The sequence below is a fragment of the Enterobacter sp. Res13-Sevr-PEC09-46 genome, from assembly GCF_015672585.1.
Lineage (GTDB): Bacteria > Pseudomonadota > Gammaproteobacteria > Enterobacterales > Enterobacteriaceae > Enterobacter > Enterobacter hormaechei_C.
This window is the reverse complement of the sequence record NZ_JADABR010000005.1, coordinates 595,551-611,777: the sequence shown is the minus strand read 5'-3', so window position 1 is coordinate 611,777 and position 16,227 is coordinate 595,551. Positions and strand designations below refer to the sequence as shown.

Sequence of the window (16,227 nt, the reverse complement as noted above, 5' to 3'; positions counted from 1 at the left end):
GGAGCATACCGTGCCGCAACGTATTCTGGTGCTCGGCGCCAGCGGGTATATCGGTCAGCATCTGACCACTGCGTTAAGCCAGCAGGGGCACCAGGTGCTGGCAGCGGCACGCAACACGGAACGCCTGCAAAAGCTACATTTGCCTGGCGTGACGTGTCACAACGTTGACCTTAGCTGGCCGAAAGCGCTTCCTGCGCTGCTGGAAGGGGTCGATACGCTTTACTACCTTGTCCACAGCATGGGCGAAGGCGGCGATTTTATCGCCCACGAGCGTCAGGTGGCGATGAACGTTCGTGATGCGCTGCTGCAAACGCCGGTGAAGCAGGTGATTTTTTTAAGCTCGCTCCAGGCGCCTGAGCACGAGCAGTCAGACCATCTGCGCGCCCGACAGCTGACGGCAGAAACGCTGCGGAGCGCCCGTATCCCCGTTACCGAACTGCGGGCAGGGATCATCGTCGGCGCGGGTTCCGCCGCGTTCGAAGTGATGCGCGATATGGTCTACAACCTGCCCGTGCTGACGCCGCCGCGCTGGGTACGCTCGCGCACCACGCCCATTGCGCTGGAGAATTTACTCCATTATCTGGTGGCATTGCTGGATCACCCGGCGGAGCAGCATCGCGTGCTGGAGGCGGCAGGTCCGGAAGTGCTGAGCTACCAGGCGCAGTTCGAACATTTTATGCGGGTGAGTGGCCGCCACCGCTGGCTGATCCCCATCCCCTTCCCGACCCGCTGGATATCGGTGTGGTTTTTGAATGTGATCACCTCCGTGCCGCCGACGACCGCCAAAGCGCTTATCCAGGGGTTGAAGCACGATCTGCTGGCGGACGATCGCGCGCTGCGCGCCTTAATTCCCCAGGAACTCATCCGCTTTGACGACGCGGTGCGCAACACGCTGAAAGAGGAAGAGAAGCTGGTGAACTCCAGCGACTGGGGTTATGACGCGCAGGCGTTTGCCCGCTGGCGGCCCGAGTACGGCTATTATCCGAAACAGGCGGGCTGTACGGTAAAAACCACGGCCAGCCTGGCAGCGCTGTGGGAAGTTGTGAACCAGATCGGCGGCAAAGAGCGCTATTTCTTCGGCAATATTCTGTGGCAAACGCGCGGCGCGCTGGATCTGCTGGTCGGTCACCGGCTGGCAAAAGGCCGCCCTGCCCATCCCTGGCTGAAGGTGGGCGATACCGTCGACAGCTGGAAAGTGATTATTGTTGAGCCGGAAAAACAGCTGGCGCTGCTGTTTGGCATGAAGGCGCCGGGGCTGGGGCGGCTCTGCTTCACCCTCAAGGACAACGGCGACCATCGTGAACTGGACGTTCGGGCATGGTGGCATCCGCACGGAATGCCGGGTCTGTTTTACTGGTTGCTGATGATCCCGGCACACCTGTTTATCTTCCGCGGAATGGCGAAACGGATTGCGCAACTGGCAGAAGAAAAGCGGGAAAATAACTAAATAAAACTCTTAATCTTTCACCTTTCCCATTGCAACACATCGTAATTCACGAAAGAATGCGCACGAAATTCTTTTCAACACAGTGGATTGTTATGAAGGTACTGGTTACCGGGGCGACCAGCGGCTTAGGCCGAAATGCGGTCGAGTTTCTGCGCAACAAAGGCATCAGCGTGAGGGCCACCGGTCGCAATGAGGCGATGGGTAAGCTCCTGCAAAAAATGGGCGCTGAATTTGTCCATGCCGATCTGACGGAGCTGGTCTCCTCTCAGGCCAAGGTGATGCTCGCCGGTATCGATACGCTGTGGCACTGCTCCAGTTTTACCTCCCCGTGGGGTACCCAGGAAGCTTTTGATCTCGCTAACGTGCGCGCCACGCGTCGTCTGGGCGAATGGGCCGTCGCCTGGGGCGTGCGTAACTTTATTCATATCTCCTCCCCGTCGCTCTATTTCGACTATCACCACCATCGTGATATTCAGGAAGATTTCCGCCCGGCGCGCTTCGCCTGTGAGTTTGCCCGCAGTAAAGCGGCGGGCGAAGAGGTGATCGACCTGCTGGCCCAGTCAAACCCGCACACCCGCTTTACCGTGCTGCGTCCGCAGAGCCTGTTTGGGCCGCACGACAAAGTCTTTATCCCGCGACTGGCCCAGATGATGCACCACTACGGCAGCGTGCTGTTACCGCGCGGCGGCGATGCGCTGGTGGACATGACCTATTACGAAAATGCCGTTCACGCCATGTGGCTGGCGAGCCAGCCGGAATGCGATAAGCTGGTGTCGGGCCGCGCGTACAACATCACCAACGGCGAACCCTGTACCCTGCGCAGCATTGTGCAAAGGCTGATTGACGAGTTAAAAATCGACTGCCGGATCCGTTCTGTTCCTTACCCGATGCTGGACATGATTGCCCGCAGCATGGAGCGCTTTGGCAGTAAATCGGCGAAAGAGCCTGCGCTGACGCATTACGGTGTGTCGAAGCTCAACTTTGATTTTACGCTGGATATTTCGCGGGCGGAGAACGAGCTGGGATATAAACCGATTGTATCGCTGGATGAAGGGATAGTGCGTACGGCGGCGTGGTTACGGGATCACGGGAAACTTCATCGTTAGCCTTTTGCCCGGTGGCGGCTGCGCCTTACCGGGCCTACAACTGCACCGTACTGTCCCCTCGCCCCCCTGGGGAGAGGGTTAGGGTGAGGGGAAAGAGCAGACACTAAAACGGCAACCCTGGGGGTTGCCGTTTGCTGTTTATAATGCCGTCCAGGCTTCAGCCCATGCCAGACCTGCGCCAGGTTCATAGTACGTCGGCGCATTGTTACACCAGCCGCTGTACGGGAACGGTTTGCACTGGAACAGTTTACCGTGGTTGTTCACGATATCACCGGCGTTGTACTTGCTATTCGCGCTCCATGCCGGGTAAGACGTATCTTCTCCGGATGGCGTTGCCGCTTTCGCTTTCACGTTCAGCAGGTAAGACGTGGTGCTGCTCAGTTCGCCATCGCTGACGGTCAGGCTCACTTCATACTGCTGCGCCGTCGCAGACTCTGGCGCTGTAAAGGTCACAACCGCTTTGTCCTGACCGGTAACAGTCTGACCATCCTGGGAACGCCAGGTATACGTCAGCGTGTTACCATCTGGATCGGTAGAGCCTTCGGCGCTCAGAGAAACCTGCGCACCCGCTTCCACTGCACCGATCGGACCGGCAATCTGCGCAACCGGCGCGTGGTTCACCACAACCGGCGTTTCATCCGGCGTTGGGGTTGGTGCCGGCGTTTCATCGTCGGATGGCGTCGGTGTTGGCGTGACCGGCGTTTCGTCCGGGGTCTCGGAAGAACCCTCGTCGTTAACAATTTTCACGTTAAAGAAGTGCTGCACGCACTTGCTGTAGTCACCGTCTTTAAATGCGCTGAACGGGGTCTGGTAACCCACCAGCTGGCAAGAGTAGGTTTTGCCGTCCGGGGTATCCGCGCTCCATCCCCAGTCCTGTTCCCAGTAAATCTTCAGGGCGCCTGCGCCACCTTCGTCGAACTGCTTCATGTTAGCGCAACCCAACACCTCGTTCGCCGGAACAGGCACTTTCAGGTAGTTTGCAAACTCTTTGTAGTACTTGATACGGTTCTGAGACTGCGCAATTTCAGTCGGGCCGCCGCACTCAACGCCGCCGTTGATGATCTGGGTGGTCACACCAAAGCCCGGAACCAGACCGTTGGCTTTATCGTGGTCGTTCGGCTGCCATGTACCGTCGATGACCTGCAACATGCTTGGTTTTGGCGGCTGCGGATAGGCGAAGAAGAAGATCGCACTCGCCAGGTTCAGCCAGGTGTCCGCCACCAGCTCAGGTTTGTCGAGCAGCGTACGCACGTCGCCGTACATCGCTTCAGAGAATGGACCGTAGTTGTAGTTGTAGGACAACTGTTTCGCCCCACGACCGAAGTAGCTCAGGAAATCGCCGTCTTTATCTTTACCGCAAGGCCAGGTCTGCCCCTGCCAGACGTCCGGGTTACATTCGCCGTTATAGCCGCCCTTCTGCCCTTCACTCCAGCCCATTTCACGTACGTGGACCAGCGCCTGACGCCATTCGGCTTCCGGACGCCAGCTTTCGTGGCCGCCCGTTTCCTGGGCAAAGTGGGCAAACATGGTGGCCAGCTCTTTGCGGCAGATGGCGTCGCTGTCACGACCGTCATTGTAGGTCTTACACAGCGCCGGGAATTTACCCACGGCTTTCAGGAAGTTGCTGTAGGTATAGGCCTGCGCGCGCAGCGGGAAGAGATATTCCCAGTCGCTGGCTTTCACAATCCCTTCAACGCGTTTAACGTTGTCCGGGTTTGCCGCCCGGCCTGGCTCAATCAGTTCGACCTGCGCGTTATCCAGCGTCTGGATGGTCTCTTTCACCGAAGCCATCAGCGGGAAGTCCGTCAGTTCCTTCTCTTTCTTCGCCAGATCGCTGGCTTTGATAGTGTACGGCTCACTGCTGGTCTCCTTCAGATTCGCAGCCTGGGCCATGAATGGCGCCACGCAGGCTCCCGCAATGAGTACACTCAGTAACGTCCTTTTGTTCATTTCAGTTTTCCTGTTTATTTCAAATTAAATGTTAATATCCCGGCTTAGGTATTACTCCGTTAATACATAAACCACATTCAGCTGTTTTCACTTTTCGAAGAACACCTTCAGGAATTCTTCAAAAATAAAAAACGTTAATATCGTGCTGCTAATTTCAGTTGCTGATATTTGGCCCAGACCTTATGGGCATATTTCATCCTCTGCGGATAATTTTCTTTTTTCAGTCCGGCGTTATACGCGCCAACGGCTTCCCAGTTATAGCCATACACCCTGATCATCCCGGAGAGGATAGAAGCCCCGACCATGATCGAAGTACACGGCTCCGTGATTAATCGGTATTCGTCGATGCCTCTGCTTTCCAGCGCGGAAAAATGCGAACTGTTGATTTGCATCAGCCCGACATCCCGCGTGCCATCGCGGTTTTGCCCAACCGCATACGGATTCATACCGGATTCCACATTCGCTATCGCGTACAGTAAATAAGGGTCGACATGATAATAATGCGCCGCTTTATCCCAACAATTTGCCAGTGCGCTTTGGCTTATTATCAATAACAACAAAATCAACTTTTTCATTTTTACCTGCTGACAGTTTCGGTTATTTCTCCTTACCAACATCCTGTAAAATGAATTTTGAATGACTCCCCCTCTGAAGGGGGAGTCATTAATGGGTTAGATTATTTGCAATCTGTTGATGCGCCTTCTTTTACCCATACGTCGCTGTTGGCTGGGTTATCACCACGGGTCCACCATTTCGCACGGTAAACGTTTCCTTCATAGGTGGTGGTGTCGCCGCCGTTGTAGACCAGGTCAGAACGCCAGTTCATCTTCACGTTGCTTACCAGCTCCCATGCATCCACACCGAAGCCAGGCTGATTGCCCTGAGTCCAGTACTTCGCTTTCCACACCAGATGGTCGAAGCTTACGGTATCGCCACCGTTGTAGATTTTGCTGGATTCCCACGCCGCATATTTGCTGGCGTTAGCATCCACAGGCGCATCGCAGCTCCCTTTGTCAGACGGTGGAGTCACATCATCAGCCGGCGGGGTAACGTCATCCGCCGGGTTAGTGTCTTCGTCATCTGGCACAGGTGCAGGCGCCGCTTTCGGATTCACGGTGACCTGGACGTTAGACTGCACGCTGGTCTTACCGTCGCTCACCACCACGCTCAGGGTGTAGGTAGACGTTGAGCTCACTTCCGGCGCCGTGATATTCACGTTCGCGGAGTCAGTTCCGGTGGCGTGCATATCTGCTGGTACGCTCCAGGCGTAGGTCAGCGCATCACCGTCTGGGTCCGCGGCCTGGGCATGCAGCGCATAGGTTTCACCAGATTCAAGCGTGATCGCTTCCATTGGGTTTAAAACCGGTGCCTGGTTAGCTTTCGGCGCCTTGTTCACCACCTGGACATCAATCGCGTTGCTCAGGCCTTTTGCATCGGTCACCGTCAGGCGGAACGTCATGGTCTGGTCGGTGGTCGCTGCCGCAACGTTGAAGGTCGCTTTCGCTTTGGTGCTGTTGTTGATGGTGACAGACGGACCAGAGACCTGAGTCCATTTGTAGGTAATCGCATCGCCATCAGGATCGCTGGAAGCAGAGCCATCGAGCGTGACGGTTGCCGGGCCAGACACGTTCTGATCGGCAGAGGACGCGATTGGCGCGTGGTTGGTGACCACCGGATCAACCGGAGTCGAGTCGCCGCCCAGCAGGCTTTCGTTCATCGCATTCAGAATGTCGCCGGTATCAGAGTCGATAGACCACGCGAACAGACCGCCCAGTTTATTGGCCAGAACATACTTGCCTTTCGCCGTGGTTGAACGCGCATCTTCATACGAGATCAGGTCGCCGGTGGATTTGTTGAAGACGTAAGGAGCTTCAGCGGTCGTGTCGTAGCCGTATTCCCAGCCCGGTTTGCCTTTGTATTCGTTCACGATCTGACGATAGTCAACCACGCCCGGTTCCCAGGTGCCTTTCACCATGCCGGTTGCCGTACCGGTGAATGGATTGTCACCGGTGTAGCCATGCACGCCGGTCCAGCCGCGGCCATACATGCCCGCACCCACCACGATCTTGCCTGGCTGTACGCCCTGCGCAAGCAGCGCGTTAACGCCGTTTTCAGTGGTGTAATCCGTGTCCGGACGCCATGCTGGCGCACGCAGTGCAGCCTGGTGGCCGAGAACGGTGTTGCTCCAGCCGCCGTAGAAGTCGTAGCTCATCAGGAAGATGTGGTCGAGATACTGCTGAGCCGTGGTGTAATCCACGTCTTCGATCTTATCGCGGCCTGCACCGATGGCGCTGGTCAGTTCATAGGTACGGCCCGTCTGTGCAGACAGCTCGTTCAGCATGGTGCGCAGGTCGTGCATCAGTGCGGTATAGGTCGCTTTATCCTGCTGCGGGTTGCCGATGGTTTCGGTTACACCGCCACCGCCCGGGAATTCCCAGTCGATATCCACACCGTCAAAGAATTTCCACGTCTGGAGGAAATCTTTCACAGAAGAGACGAAGCGTGCGCGGATAGCCGGGTCACCCATGTGGAAGAAGGGATCGGAAAGCGTCCAGCCGCCGATAGATGGCAACACTTTCAGGCCTGGATGCGCTTTTTTCAGCGCCATCAGCTGGCCAAAGTTACCTTTGTACGGGTCATCCCAGTTGGAGACGCCAGCCTGTGGTTTTTGCAGCGCAGCCCATGGGTCGTGGATCGCCACGGTAAAGTCAGGACGGCCCTTACAGTCGTTCTGAAGCACGCGGAAGCTGTTACCGCCTTCAATGGTTTTCAGGCCGTCGTTGATGCCGTCACCGCCACAGATTGGAATGAAGCCGTACAGAATGTGGTTGAGGTTTGCCGCAGGGATCTTATCAACCGGGAAGTTACGGTCGTAAACGCCCCATTCCGGGAAGTAGGCCGCAACCACTTTATCGGTATGCTTCGCGAACGCTTTGTTGTTCTCCTGGAGAGACGTATTCAGCGGCAGCAGGTGGCTACCGTCGGTGTCAGCCACAATAATCAGCTTACTGGCGCTTTTCGCACAGCCGCTGGCGTTACAGACTTCAACCTGTTCCTGATAACGCCCGCCTTTTTTCACTTTAAACGTTGCAGAGCCCGTCGCACCGGCTGCGCCGGTCCATACGGTCTGTCCGTCCAGCAGAACTTTCGCAGAAGTTGGCGCATCACCACTCCAGACGTTCCACTCAACTTTTACATCCACGCCATCGTTATGCACTTTGACAAGATTGTTATAATCCTGAGCAGCCTGATCGACTTCCACCAGGGCAAATTTGTCATTGCCATAGCCGATCGTCGGTGCACCTGGCGCTGCTGCAAATGCGGAGCTGGTTGCCGCCGCAATAAAGAGCGCCAGATATTTTGGCTTCATAAATTTCATTTTTATTTCCTGATAAATTTATTTATAACGTAGTAACCCATGTCTTCCGTGAGATCATGGATGCGTTTCGCGTAATGCGTATTTAACCAACGTGAGTGCCGTGAACAAAAAATTGTTGCTGCGTTGTATTCCTCCATTAAAAGATACAAGCCAAATCCCGTGTAGCTTATATCTCTTACGATACACTGAGCGTAAAGGATCGTCCTTTCCTTCCTCCATCAAAAAGATTTATAAAAAATCTTGACCTGTATATTTAAAATGTGAAAGCAATTTGCTGACTAATAAACACCCCTATTCCAGCAAAGGCGAGATAAGGACCAAAAGAAATAGTGAGGTTATTTTTATTTAAATTATTTACGGCGAAATAACCGACAATACCGCTTAACGCTGCCGCCAGTTCAATGGAGGGCAACGCCTGCCAGCCGCACCAGGCCCCCAGCGCCGCCAGTAGCTTAAAATCCCCGTAACCCAGACCTTCTCGTCCGGCGATCAGTCGAAAAGCCCAGTAGAGCAGCCAGAGCGACAGATAGCCCGCCACCGCGCCGAACAGCGCATCGCGTAGCGGCAACGTGTGGTCAAACGCATGGAGCACTAACCCCGCCCACAGCAGCGGCTGGGTCAGGCAGTCCGGAAGCAGCTGGTGCTGCCAGTCGATCATGGCCAGCGGCAGTAAAAAAGCCGCCAGTAACCACAAAGAGAACAGCGCCTGAACGTCCGGCATGCACCAGGCGGTGATGCCAAAAAACAAAGCGGTGACAAGTTCGACCAGAAAGAGTCGCAGCGGGATCGCGCTGCCGCACTGGTGGCAGCGCCCCCGTAATAAAAGCCAGCTGAGCAGCGGGATGTTTTCCCACGCCGCAAGCGTGTGCTGGCACACCGGACAGTGCGAGGCCGGAAAGAGCAGATTGCCACTCCCCTCCTCATCCATCACCATCCCCGGTACGCGCTCGGCGACAACGCCAAGAAAACTGCCCACAATACCACCCAGGATCGCACTCATTATCGGGAACCCTACCGGGCAGGCGTCCCGTATCAGCGCGAAGGTATTCATGCGTTTTTTGACCAGGTGAGCTGCACCTGCGCTTTCACGTCGCTGAGGTGGTCAACCGGCGTGAGGTTTATTTTTTGCAGTCTCACGCCGGAGGTCTGATTAATTTCGCGCAGCCAGCTTTTTAATTCATAAACATTCACCCGATTCACCACGAACGATAAAGTTTGCCCCTCCTGGCGCACATCCGTCAGTGAAAGGTTAATTTCATGGGCGCTGTTCTCGACCACCGTACGCGGGTTATCCGTTTTGACTAACTGGACCTGAAGATGATTTTTATCAATTTCACTGCGCATCCAGTTAAGCGTCTCTTTTTGTCTTTTAAGCGTCGATTTACTATTTTGAATCATATTATCCAGGGGGATCACTCCTGTGTAATACACCGCTGCCCCCACAATGGCAACGGCACATATTTTTAAAATAATTTTTTCCCGGGCGCTGTAATTCTGATAGCGCGCTTTCAGCTGCGCGATTCGCTCTTTCATTTATGTTTCCCTGCGATCATGGCGGTATACGGTTCGGTTGTTGAAACAGGCTGTAAGGTAAAATCAAAATTCTCACGGGTCTGGTTAACAAACGCCTGCAACGCGGGCTGGTTTTGCGCGCTGACGCTGAGCGTCAGGGTGTTTTGCTGCGCATCGTATTCCAGCAGATCGATCTCCATCGCAGGGACTGCCTGCCGGGCTTTCTCCAGCTCATCAAGCTGAAGAAAGAATCCCTTGCTCTGTTTTTTCAGGCTTTGACCAAAGTGATATTTGATATTGGTCTGCTGACGCATGCTGGGGAAATGGTGCTGATAAACCTGGACGATCTCCTCCTGCACCCGATTTTCCTGCTGCACCAGCATCCAGGCCATCGCAATGCGTGGCCCCAGCAGCAGACCAACAGACAGCACGCCCGCCGCCACCATCGCCGCTTTCATACTTTTCGCCGCCCGCCCATGACCGGCCTTAAGGCTGAATTCACCGTGAAGCAGGTTAACGCGGCAGGTTTGCCACTGCGGCTGGATCAGCGCCAGCGGATGCTGCCAGGCATGCTGCACGTCAACGTGCACCTTCGCAGGCGCATCGCCGTAGCACCACACTTCCCCGACCCCGGCTTTCTGCATTAACAGCGGCAGCAGGGCTGCCTCCATTTCACCCGCCACATGGGGCGATAAACGCAGCCAGTAGCCATCATCCTGCGCGACCAGCGTGCTGCCCCCTGCCGTCACGGGCAAGAGCCAGGCATCAGGCAGGGCCTGAATCACGTTTAATCCGGCCTCCTGACAGCGGGTTAATGCCGCGCGCAGGCGGTCGGCGTCAATGGCCACAGCGTCGACGTCGGCGCCTTTTTTGTGGAGTACCGTCCAGTGGAGGTTGTCCACGTCGCCAATCAGCGTCTCTTCCGCCATCCACGAGAAGGCCATCGCCTGAGAAGCCACCTTTTTCGGCAGCGTAAAATGGCGGAAAATCATGTCGCTGGCGGGCAACAGGAGACAAACGCGCGTAGCCAGGGGGTGTTCGGCCAGCATCTCCAGGCTGTCGACCACCTCGACGCGCTCGCTGCCGGACTCACACCACATTATTTTCCCGCCCTCGCGGCTGTCGGGACGAACAAAAAGTACCTGTTTCATAACGTTCTACTTTTCTTATTCAATCATTCGGTAACGACGCTGCCACGTCACGATCTCACCGGCTTCGTTATTCACCTGAAGCTGGCTGACCACGCGAAGCGTTAATTCATCGGTATTGCCGGTGTAATTCACGCGGAAGTACCGGCTGTTTATAGAAAATTGATCCGCCACCTGCGGGAGATCGTCTTTTAACTGCGGGAAGGCCTGCTCCAGCGCTTTGCTGAACGCTTCAATATTTTCCCAGCCCGATTCCGGACGCGCATCCAGCAGGCGAACGGCGTCATCCCGCGTGAGTTTTCCCGGGAACATGGCCGCCAGCACGGCGGCCTGTTCCGGTTGCAGGGTGTTGACATCGACCTTGCTGGCAGCGTCCGGCAGCGCGCATAACAGCTTGCTCACCTTCGGATACGCCGTAACAGGGAACGCCGGCAGCAGTTTGATTTCCGCGATGCTGCGCATCATCTGATTTGCCGGTTGCCGCGCGGGCACGACGCCAGCCCACGCATCGCTTTCGGCCCCCTCTTTCGCCGTGGTGCTGTCGCCATCGAGATAATCCACCAGCTGGAAATAGACCGCCTCCGCCGTGCCCGGGCTGAGGCCGCTTTCCCTCAGGAGCTGTTCAACAATCCGCTCTTTACGCGGTTTTTCCGCCACCGCGGGAGCGCTTTGCCCCTGGGGTGCGACGTCGGCGGTCAACAGGTTATTGACGTTAAAGCAGTCCTGCGCATCTTCCACCTGGCTCACAACCGTATAATCTTCACCCTGCGTCTCCAGCGGCTGATGCCAGTCGCCGTCCAGGGCCAGCGGCTTGCTCTCGCCGCTGGCGTCGGTCTGTAACCGGTCCTTCACCACTTTTTCCTGGGCCTGCATCGCCCAGCGCAGCTGCTGCTGGCTTACCTGATAATGCGTTTTCTGCAAATTACGGCAGAACTGCTGGCTGATTTTGGCGGCCAGCGCCGACATCATCACCAGCAAAATCAGCACCACCAGCAGGGCGACGCCCTGTTGTTGACGGATCCGCTTCATGGTCTGGTCTCCGGCGCAGGCGCTGGCGCAGGGGCCGCATCCGGGGTCGGCGCAGGCACGTCGGCGGCTTTCTCTGGCGCTGCGGCAGCGGCCACCTCCGGCATATCACCCGGCGTGGTGAACACCCAGCGCCAGGTATCCCCGTTTTCCATCGTCAACATAATCTCCACGCCGTCCGGCAGATGGGCGGCGTCGTGCCAGGCTGTCAGCCAGCCCTGACGATAAAACCGCCACTGCAATGATTTTACGCCGCTGACAATCGGCACTTCGTCAGGCTTGGCGTCCGCCGGGCCGTCAATGACCGGCCAGACGTCGCGATACAAACGCCCCTCTTCCAGCCGCCAGCGCACGCGCTCCAGCTGGACCGTTCCGCTCACGCCATTCAGGGTGGTCAGTTCAAGGGCATCGCCCTCCTGACGAAACAGCTCCGGCTCATTACGCGGGGCGCGCGCCTGAAGCTGGAAAAAATCACGCTCCATCAGACTCCAGGCACGCTGAAGCTGGTTAAGCTTTGCGGCGCTGGCATCCGTCGCCGAGCTGGTACGCATCGCGCCGTCCAGAATTTGCCAGGCCAGGGTGCTGATCACCGCGAAGATAGTCAGCGCAATCATGATCTCCAGCAGGGTAAATCCGCGCTGGCGTCGCGTTTTCTTCACTTGCTCTCTCCCGGCGGAATGATGCGCAGGGAGATAACCGGCTGGCTCTCATCGCTTTCCGCATATACGCGTAGGGTATTCGCCCAGACGTTGTCGGCGGTTTTCACCCGCTGCTTACGCCAGTTCCAGCTGCGCCCGCCCATGATTTCCGTCCCCTGCTGTTCAGCATCCGGGAAGTCGGTTCGGGTGAGCTGTGCTTCCGTCAGCTGATTTTCCGCCACCCAACTGGCCTGCAAGGTATCGGCCAGGCCATGGGTAAAACGCACGTTCAGGGAGACCGAGTTCATCAGTGCCAGCGCGGCGGTGGAGAAAATCACCAGAGCGACCATCACCTCCAGCAGCGTCATCCCCTTTTGCTTTTTGTTGCCGTTAGCCATCGTTTTCTACCGATACCGGCGCCGCACCGTGCGACACCACGCGGAAATGGTGCTGTTTGTCGTAACTTTGCAGCGTCAGCGTAAAGCGGCTGATTTCACCGTCCGGTAAAAAGATCACCTGCGGCTCGGAGGTCACCGTCGCGGCCAGACGCTGCGGCGAAAGCGACACGTGCATCTCTTCCGGAAAATCACCTTTGGTGTTAATGCGTCCGGCAGATAATAGCACCCAGTGCCGCTCGCCATTTTTATCGGCGATCGTCACCAGCTGATATTTATCGGTGGCGATCACCAGCCCGACAATATTTCCGTCCATCACCGCACGGTCTGAACCATAATCAACGAGCGCTTTTAATTGCTGGCCAAATATATCCGCGCCGCTGCGCGAAGGAATGGTGGACACCACCATCATGGCGCAGCTGGCAAATATCACCAGCGCCAGAATAATTTCCAGCAACGTAAAGCCGCGTTGATTTTTCATTATTTCTCTTTCTTATCCAGAGACCAGTTGGTAATGTCATCGGCGGTATTGGCTTCGCCGTCCGGACCGGCTGAGAAGACGTCCACCGCGCCGTGTTCACCCGGGCTCACCAGAAGATAATCATTGCCCCAGGGGTCCTGCGGCAGGCGACGGATATAGCCGTCCGTGCGGTAGCCGTTCGGGATTGGCGCGATTTCAGGTTTGGTCACCAGCGCCTGCAAACCCTGCTCTGTGGTCGGGTAGCGGTGGTTATCCAGCTTGTACATATCCAGCGAGCCTTCGAGCGCGACAATATCGCTGGTTGCTTTTTGCGTATCGGCTTTTTCCTTATTGCCCATTAAATTTGGCACCACCATACTCGCCAGTACGCCGAGAATAACAATGACCACCATTAATTCGAGCAATGTAAAGCCCGCCTGGCGAGCCAGGTTTTTACGTTTTAAAGCCATGATTTAACCTACCATATTATTAAGTTGCAGAAGCGGTTGTAATATTGACAGAACGATGAATAAAACAATCGTCGCCATGGATACCACCAGCGCCGGTTCAAAGACCGACAGCGTTAATGTAATTCGATGTTGTAAGGCCGATTCCTGATTTTCCGCCGCGCGATCCATTAAATTACCTAATTCCCCGCTCTCTTCACCGGAGGCAATCATATACAGCATGGTGGGCGGGAATAATTTCGCCTGTTCCAGCGCCGCATACAGCGACGCCCCCTGGCGCACGGTGTCGGCGGCCTGCTCCAGCACCTGCCGGGCATAGCGGTTTTCAATACCGTCCATCGCGATATACATTCCCTCCAGCAGCGGCACGCTACTGGCCTGCAAAATGCTCAGGGTACGGATATAGCGGGCACTGTTGATGGCGCAGACCAGCTTTTTAATCGGCGAGCCGTTCACCAGCCAGCTGTGCCAGCGAAAACGGTTTTTGGCATTCCTCAGCCAGGTTTTGAAGCCGATAAAGCCGCCGCCCAGAATGCCCACAATATAAATGCCCCAGGCTTGCAGGAAATCACTTACCGCAATCAGCGTCCGGGTGGTGATCGGCAGCTGCTGCTTCATGTGGGTAAACTGCTCGATCACCTGCGGCACCACCGCCACCAGCAGGATGCTGATGACCGCGATGGCGACCACGGTGAGGGTTATCGGGTAGACCATTGCCTGCGTCAGCTTGCTTTTCATCTTCTGGCGCTGCTCGTTGTACTCCGCCAGCTTTTCCAGCACGTCGCCCAGGTGACCGGTTTTCTCCCCGGCCATCACCAGCGTGCAGTAAAGCTTGTCGAAGGTGCGCGGAAACTGGCTGAAGGCATCGAACAGGGTGTGGCCTTCCACCACCTTCTCGCGGATCTCCACCACCATCGCCGCCAGCTTTTTGTCTTCCGTCTGCTTCGAGATCGCTTTCAGCGCGCTCTCCAGCGGCAGCGCGGCGTTGACCAGCGTCGAAAGCTGACGGGTAAACATCGACAGCACCGGAGTAGAGAGCTTCACCCCGGTTTTCGCTTTCCCGCCAGCCGCCGTTTCGCGGGTTTCGGTGATGCTGACGGGCATCAGCTTTTGCTCGCGAAGCCACTGGCGAACCTGCTTCTGCCCCTCGGCCTGTAACGTCCCGCGCTGGGTTTTCCCCGCGGCATCCGTCGCCGTCCAGGCATAGAAAGCCATTACGCATCCCCCCCACGTTCGGCGGTGACGCGCATGACCTCTTCCAGAGACGTCACGCCGCCGATCACCTTCAGCAGCCCGTTTTCACGCAGGCTGTAGGCCTGCTTAAAGAGCTGCGTTTCGAGGGACATTTCGTCCTTATCTTCATGGATGGCGCGGCGCATGGCGCTGTCCACCACCAGGAACTCATGGATACCGGCGCGGCCCTGATAGCCGCTCTGACGGCAGTGTTCGCACCCCACCGCGCGGTAAATCGCGTCTGGCGGCGCGGCCATAAAGCTGAACAGCGCTTTTTCATTGGCGTCCAGCGGACTGGTGGTCCGGCAGTGCGTACACAGCCGACGCACCAGACGCTGGGCAATGACACCGAGCAGCGATGAACCGATTAAGAAGGACTCCAGCCCCATATCCCGCAGACGGGTTATCGCCCCTGCGGCACTGTTGGTGTGCAGCGTCGACATCACCAGGTGACCGGTCAGCGACGCCTGCACCGCAATCTGGGCGGTCTCACCGTCGCGAATTTCCCCGATCATCACCACGTCCGGGTCCTGACGCAGAATGGCGCGCAGCCCGCGGGCAAAGGTCATGTCCACGCGCGGGTTAACCTGCGTCTGCCCCACCCCTTCCAGCTCGTACTCAATCGGGTCTTCCACGGTCAGAATGTTGCGTTCGTGGCCGTTCAGCGCCGAAAGAATGGCGTACAGCGTGGTACTTTTACCGGAACCCGTCGGGCCGGTAACGAGGATGATCCCGTGCGGGCGGTCGATCAGCCCTTTCAGCTTCTCCAGTTCTTCATCAATCAGCCCCAGCTTGTTGATGTCGGGCTTGAGATTGCTTTTATCGAGCAGGCGCATCACCACGCGCTCGCCGTACTGGGACGGAATGGTCGACACACGCACGTCGATAGCCTTGCGACCGATGCGCAGGGAGATACGGCCATCCTGCGGGAGGCGTTTCTCGGCGATGTCGAGTTTCGACATGACCTTGATACGCGACACCAGCAGCGGGGCGAGCTTACGCGCCGGTTGCAGCACCGGGCGCAGCACGCCGTCAACACGAAAGCGAATGCTCAGGGTGCGCTCAAAGGTTTCGATATGAATATCCGACGCGCCGTCCTTCACCGCCTCGCCGAGAATGGCGTTGATCAGGCGGATCACCGGCGAGTTTTCATCGTTATCGAGCAAATCTTCGTTATCCGGGATCTCCTCGGTTAACGCCATCAGATCGATATCCGCGTCCATATCGTCCACCAGCTGCTGCGACACGCCGCTGCTCTGCTGCCAGATTTTGGCCAGCATCTCGTCAAACGCTTCCGGCGCCAGGGTAACCGGGACAAACGCGCATCCCAGCACCCGACGCACCTCCAGCAGCGCTAACGCCGGGGTGTCCTCACGGATATAGACGTCATTGTTGTAAAGCAGAACGCCGTTTTCTTTTGCGTAGTTGCTGCTACACAGGGTTTTAGTCAGTTCGTCCACGTTTCC

The 16,227-nt window shown here is 56.7% G+C and carries 15 protein-coding genes; 2 read left to right on the top strand and 13 right to left on the bottom strand.

Annotated features, from left to right (window positions below):
- Positions 1-10 precede the first annotated feature (10 nt).
- The gene (locus tag IMQ56_RS04170) at positions 11-1,447 is read left to right on the top strand and encodes an SDR family oxidoreductase (protein WP_023296207.1); all 1,437 of its coding nucleotides are present in this window, start codon (positions 11-13) and stop codon (positions 1,445-1,447) included.
- A gap of 92 nt (positions 1,448-1,539) precedes the next feature.
- Positions 1,540-2,553: an NAD(P)-dependent oxidoreductase gene (locus IMQ56_RS04165; protein WP_017384852.1), complete on the top strand. Its 1,014-nt coding sequence runs from the start codon at positions 1,540-1,542 to the stop codon at positions 2,551-2,553.
- A 138-nt stretch (positions 2,554-2,691) separates the two neighbouring features.
- Here IMQ56_RS04165 and IMQ56_RS04160 read toward each other — a convergent pair whose 3' ends face one another.
- From IMQ56_RS04160 to gspE, 13 genes are all read right to left on the bottom strand, one after another.
- Complete coding sequence (locus IMQ56_RS04160; protein WP_196063695.1) at positions 2,692-4,503, bottom strand: glycoside hydrolase family 19 protein; 1,812 nt, start codon at positions 4,501-4,503, stop codon at positions 2,692-2,694.
- A gap of 134 nt (positions 4,504-4,637) precedes the next feature.
- Positions 4,638-5,078: a type III secretion system invasion protein IagB gene (iagB, locus tag IMQ56_RS04155; RefSeq protein WP_047051800.1), complete on the bottom strand. Its 441-nt coding sequence runs from the start codon at positions 5,076-5,078 to the stop codon at positions 4,638-4,640.
- A 101-nt stretch (positions 5,079-5,179) separates the two neighbouring features.
- Complete coding sequence (locus IMQ56_RS04150; protein ID WP_196063696.1) at positions 5,180-7,882, bottom strand: glycosyl hydrolase family 18 protein; 2,703 nt, start codon at positions 7,880-7,882, stop codon at positions 5,180-5,182.
- A 253-nt stretch (positions 7,883-8,135) separates the two neighbouring features.
- The gene (locus tag IMQ56_RS04145) at positions 8,136-8,933 is read right to left on the bottom strand and encodes an A24 family peptidase (protein WP_196063697.1); all 798 of its coding nucleotides are present in this window, start codon (positions 8,931-8,933) and stop codon (positions 8,136-8,138) included.
- Positions 8,930-9,415 carry a type II secretion system protein M gene (locus IMQ56_RS04140; protein ID WP_047718677.1) on the bottom strand — a complete coding sequence of 162 codons (486 nt, stop codon included), beginning with the start codon at positions 9,413-9,415 and terminating at the stop codon, positions 8,930-8,932. The genes IMQ56_RS04145 and IMQ56_RS04140 overlap by 4 nt, the downstream gene beginning before the upstream one ends.
- On the bottom strand, positions 9,412-10,545 hold the full coding sequence (gene gspL, locus IMQ56_RS04135; protein WP_196063698.1) for a type II secretion system protein GspL: 1,134 nt from the start codon (positions 10,543-10,545) through the stop codon (positions 9,412-9,414). Before gspL ends, IMQ56_RS04140 begins: the two co-directional genes overlap by 4 nt.
- Before the next feature lie 15 nt (positions 10,546-10,560).
- Positions 10,561-11,571: a type II secretion system minor pseudopilin GspK gene (gspK, locus tag IMQ56_RS04130; RefSeq protein WP_196063699.1), complete on the bottom strand. Its 1,011-nt coding sequence runs from the start codon at positions 11,569-11,571 to the stop codon at positions 10,561-10,563.
- Entirely contained in the window at positions 11,568-12,227 is a 660-nt protein-coding gene (gene gspJ, locus IMQ56_RS04125) for a type II secretion system minor pseudopilin GspJ (RefSeq protein ID WP_196063700.1), read from the bottom strand. The genes gspK and gspJ overlap by 4 nt, the downstream gene beginning before the upstream one ends.
- Positions 12,224-12,604, bottom strand: coding sequence for a type II secretion system minor pseudopilin GspI (gene gspI / locus IMQ56_RS04120; protein WP_196063701.1), 381 nt, complete (start codon positions 12,602-12,604; stop codon positions 12,224-12,226). The genes gspJ and gspI overlap by 4 nt, the downstream gene beginning before the upstream one ends.
- Complete coding sequence (gene gspH, locus IMQ56_RS04115) at positions 12,597-13,082, bottom strand: type II secretion system minor pseudopilin GspH (RefSeq protein ID WP_196063702.1); 486 nt, start codon at positions 13,080-13,082, stop codon at positions 12,597-12,599. The genes gspI and gspH overlap by 8 nt, the downstream gene beginning before the upstream one ends.
- Positions 13,082-13,531: a type II secretion system major pseudopilin GspG gene (gene gspG, locus IMQ56_RS04110; protein WP_003858352.1), complete on the bottom strand. Its 450-nt coding sequence runs from the start codon at positions 13,529-13,531 to the stop codon at positions 13,082-13,084. The genes gspH and gspG overlap by 1 nt, the downstream gene beginning before the upstream one ends.
- Before the next feature lie 3 nt (positions 13,532-13,534).
- Complete coding sequence (gene gspF / locus IMQ56_RS04105; protein WP_017384864.1) at positions 13,535-14,743, bottom strand: type II secretion system inner membrane protein GspF; 1,209 nt, start codon at positions 14,741-14,743, stop codon at positions 13,535-13,537.
- On the bottom strand, positions 14,743-16,221 hold the full coding sequence (gspE, locus tag IMQ56_RS04100; protein WP_062938116.1) for a type II secretion system ATPase GspE: 1,479 nt from the start codon (positions 16,219-16,221) through the stop codon (positions 14,743-14,745). Before gspE ends, gspF begins: the two co-directional genes overlap by 1 nt.
- Between the last annotated feature and the right edge of the window lie 6 nt (positions 16,222-16,227).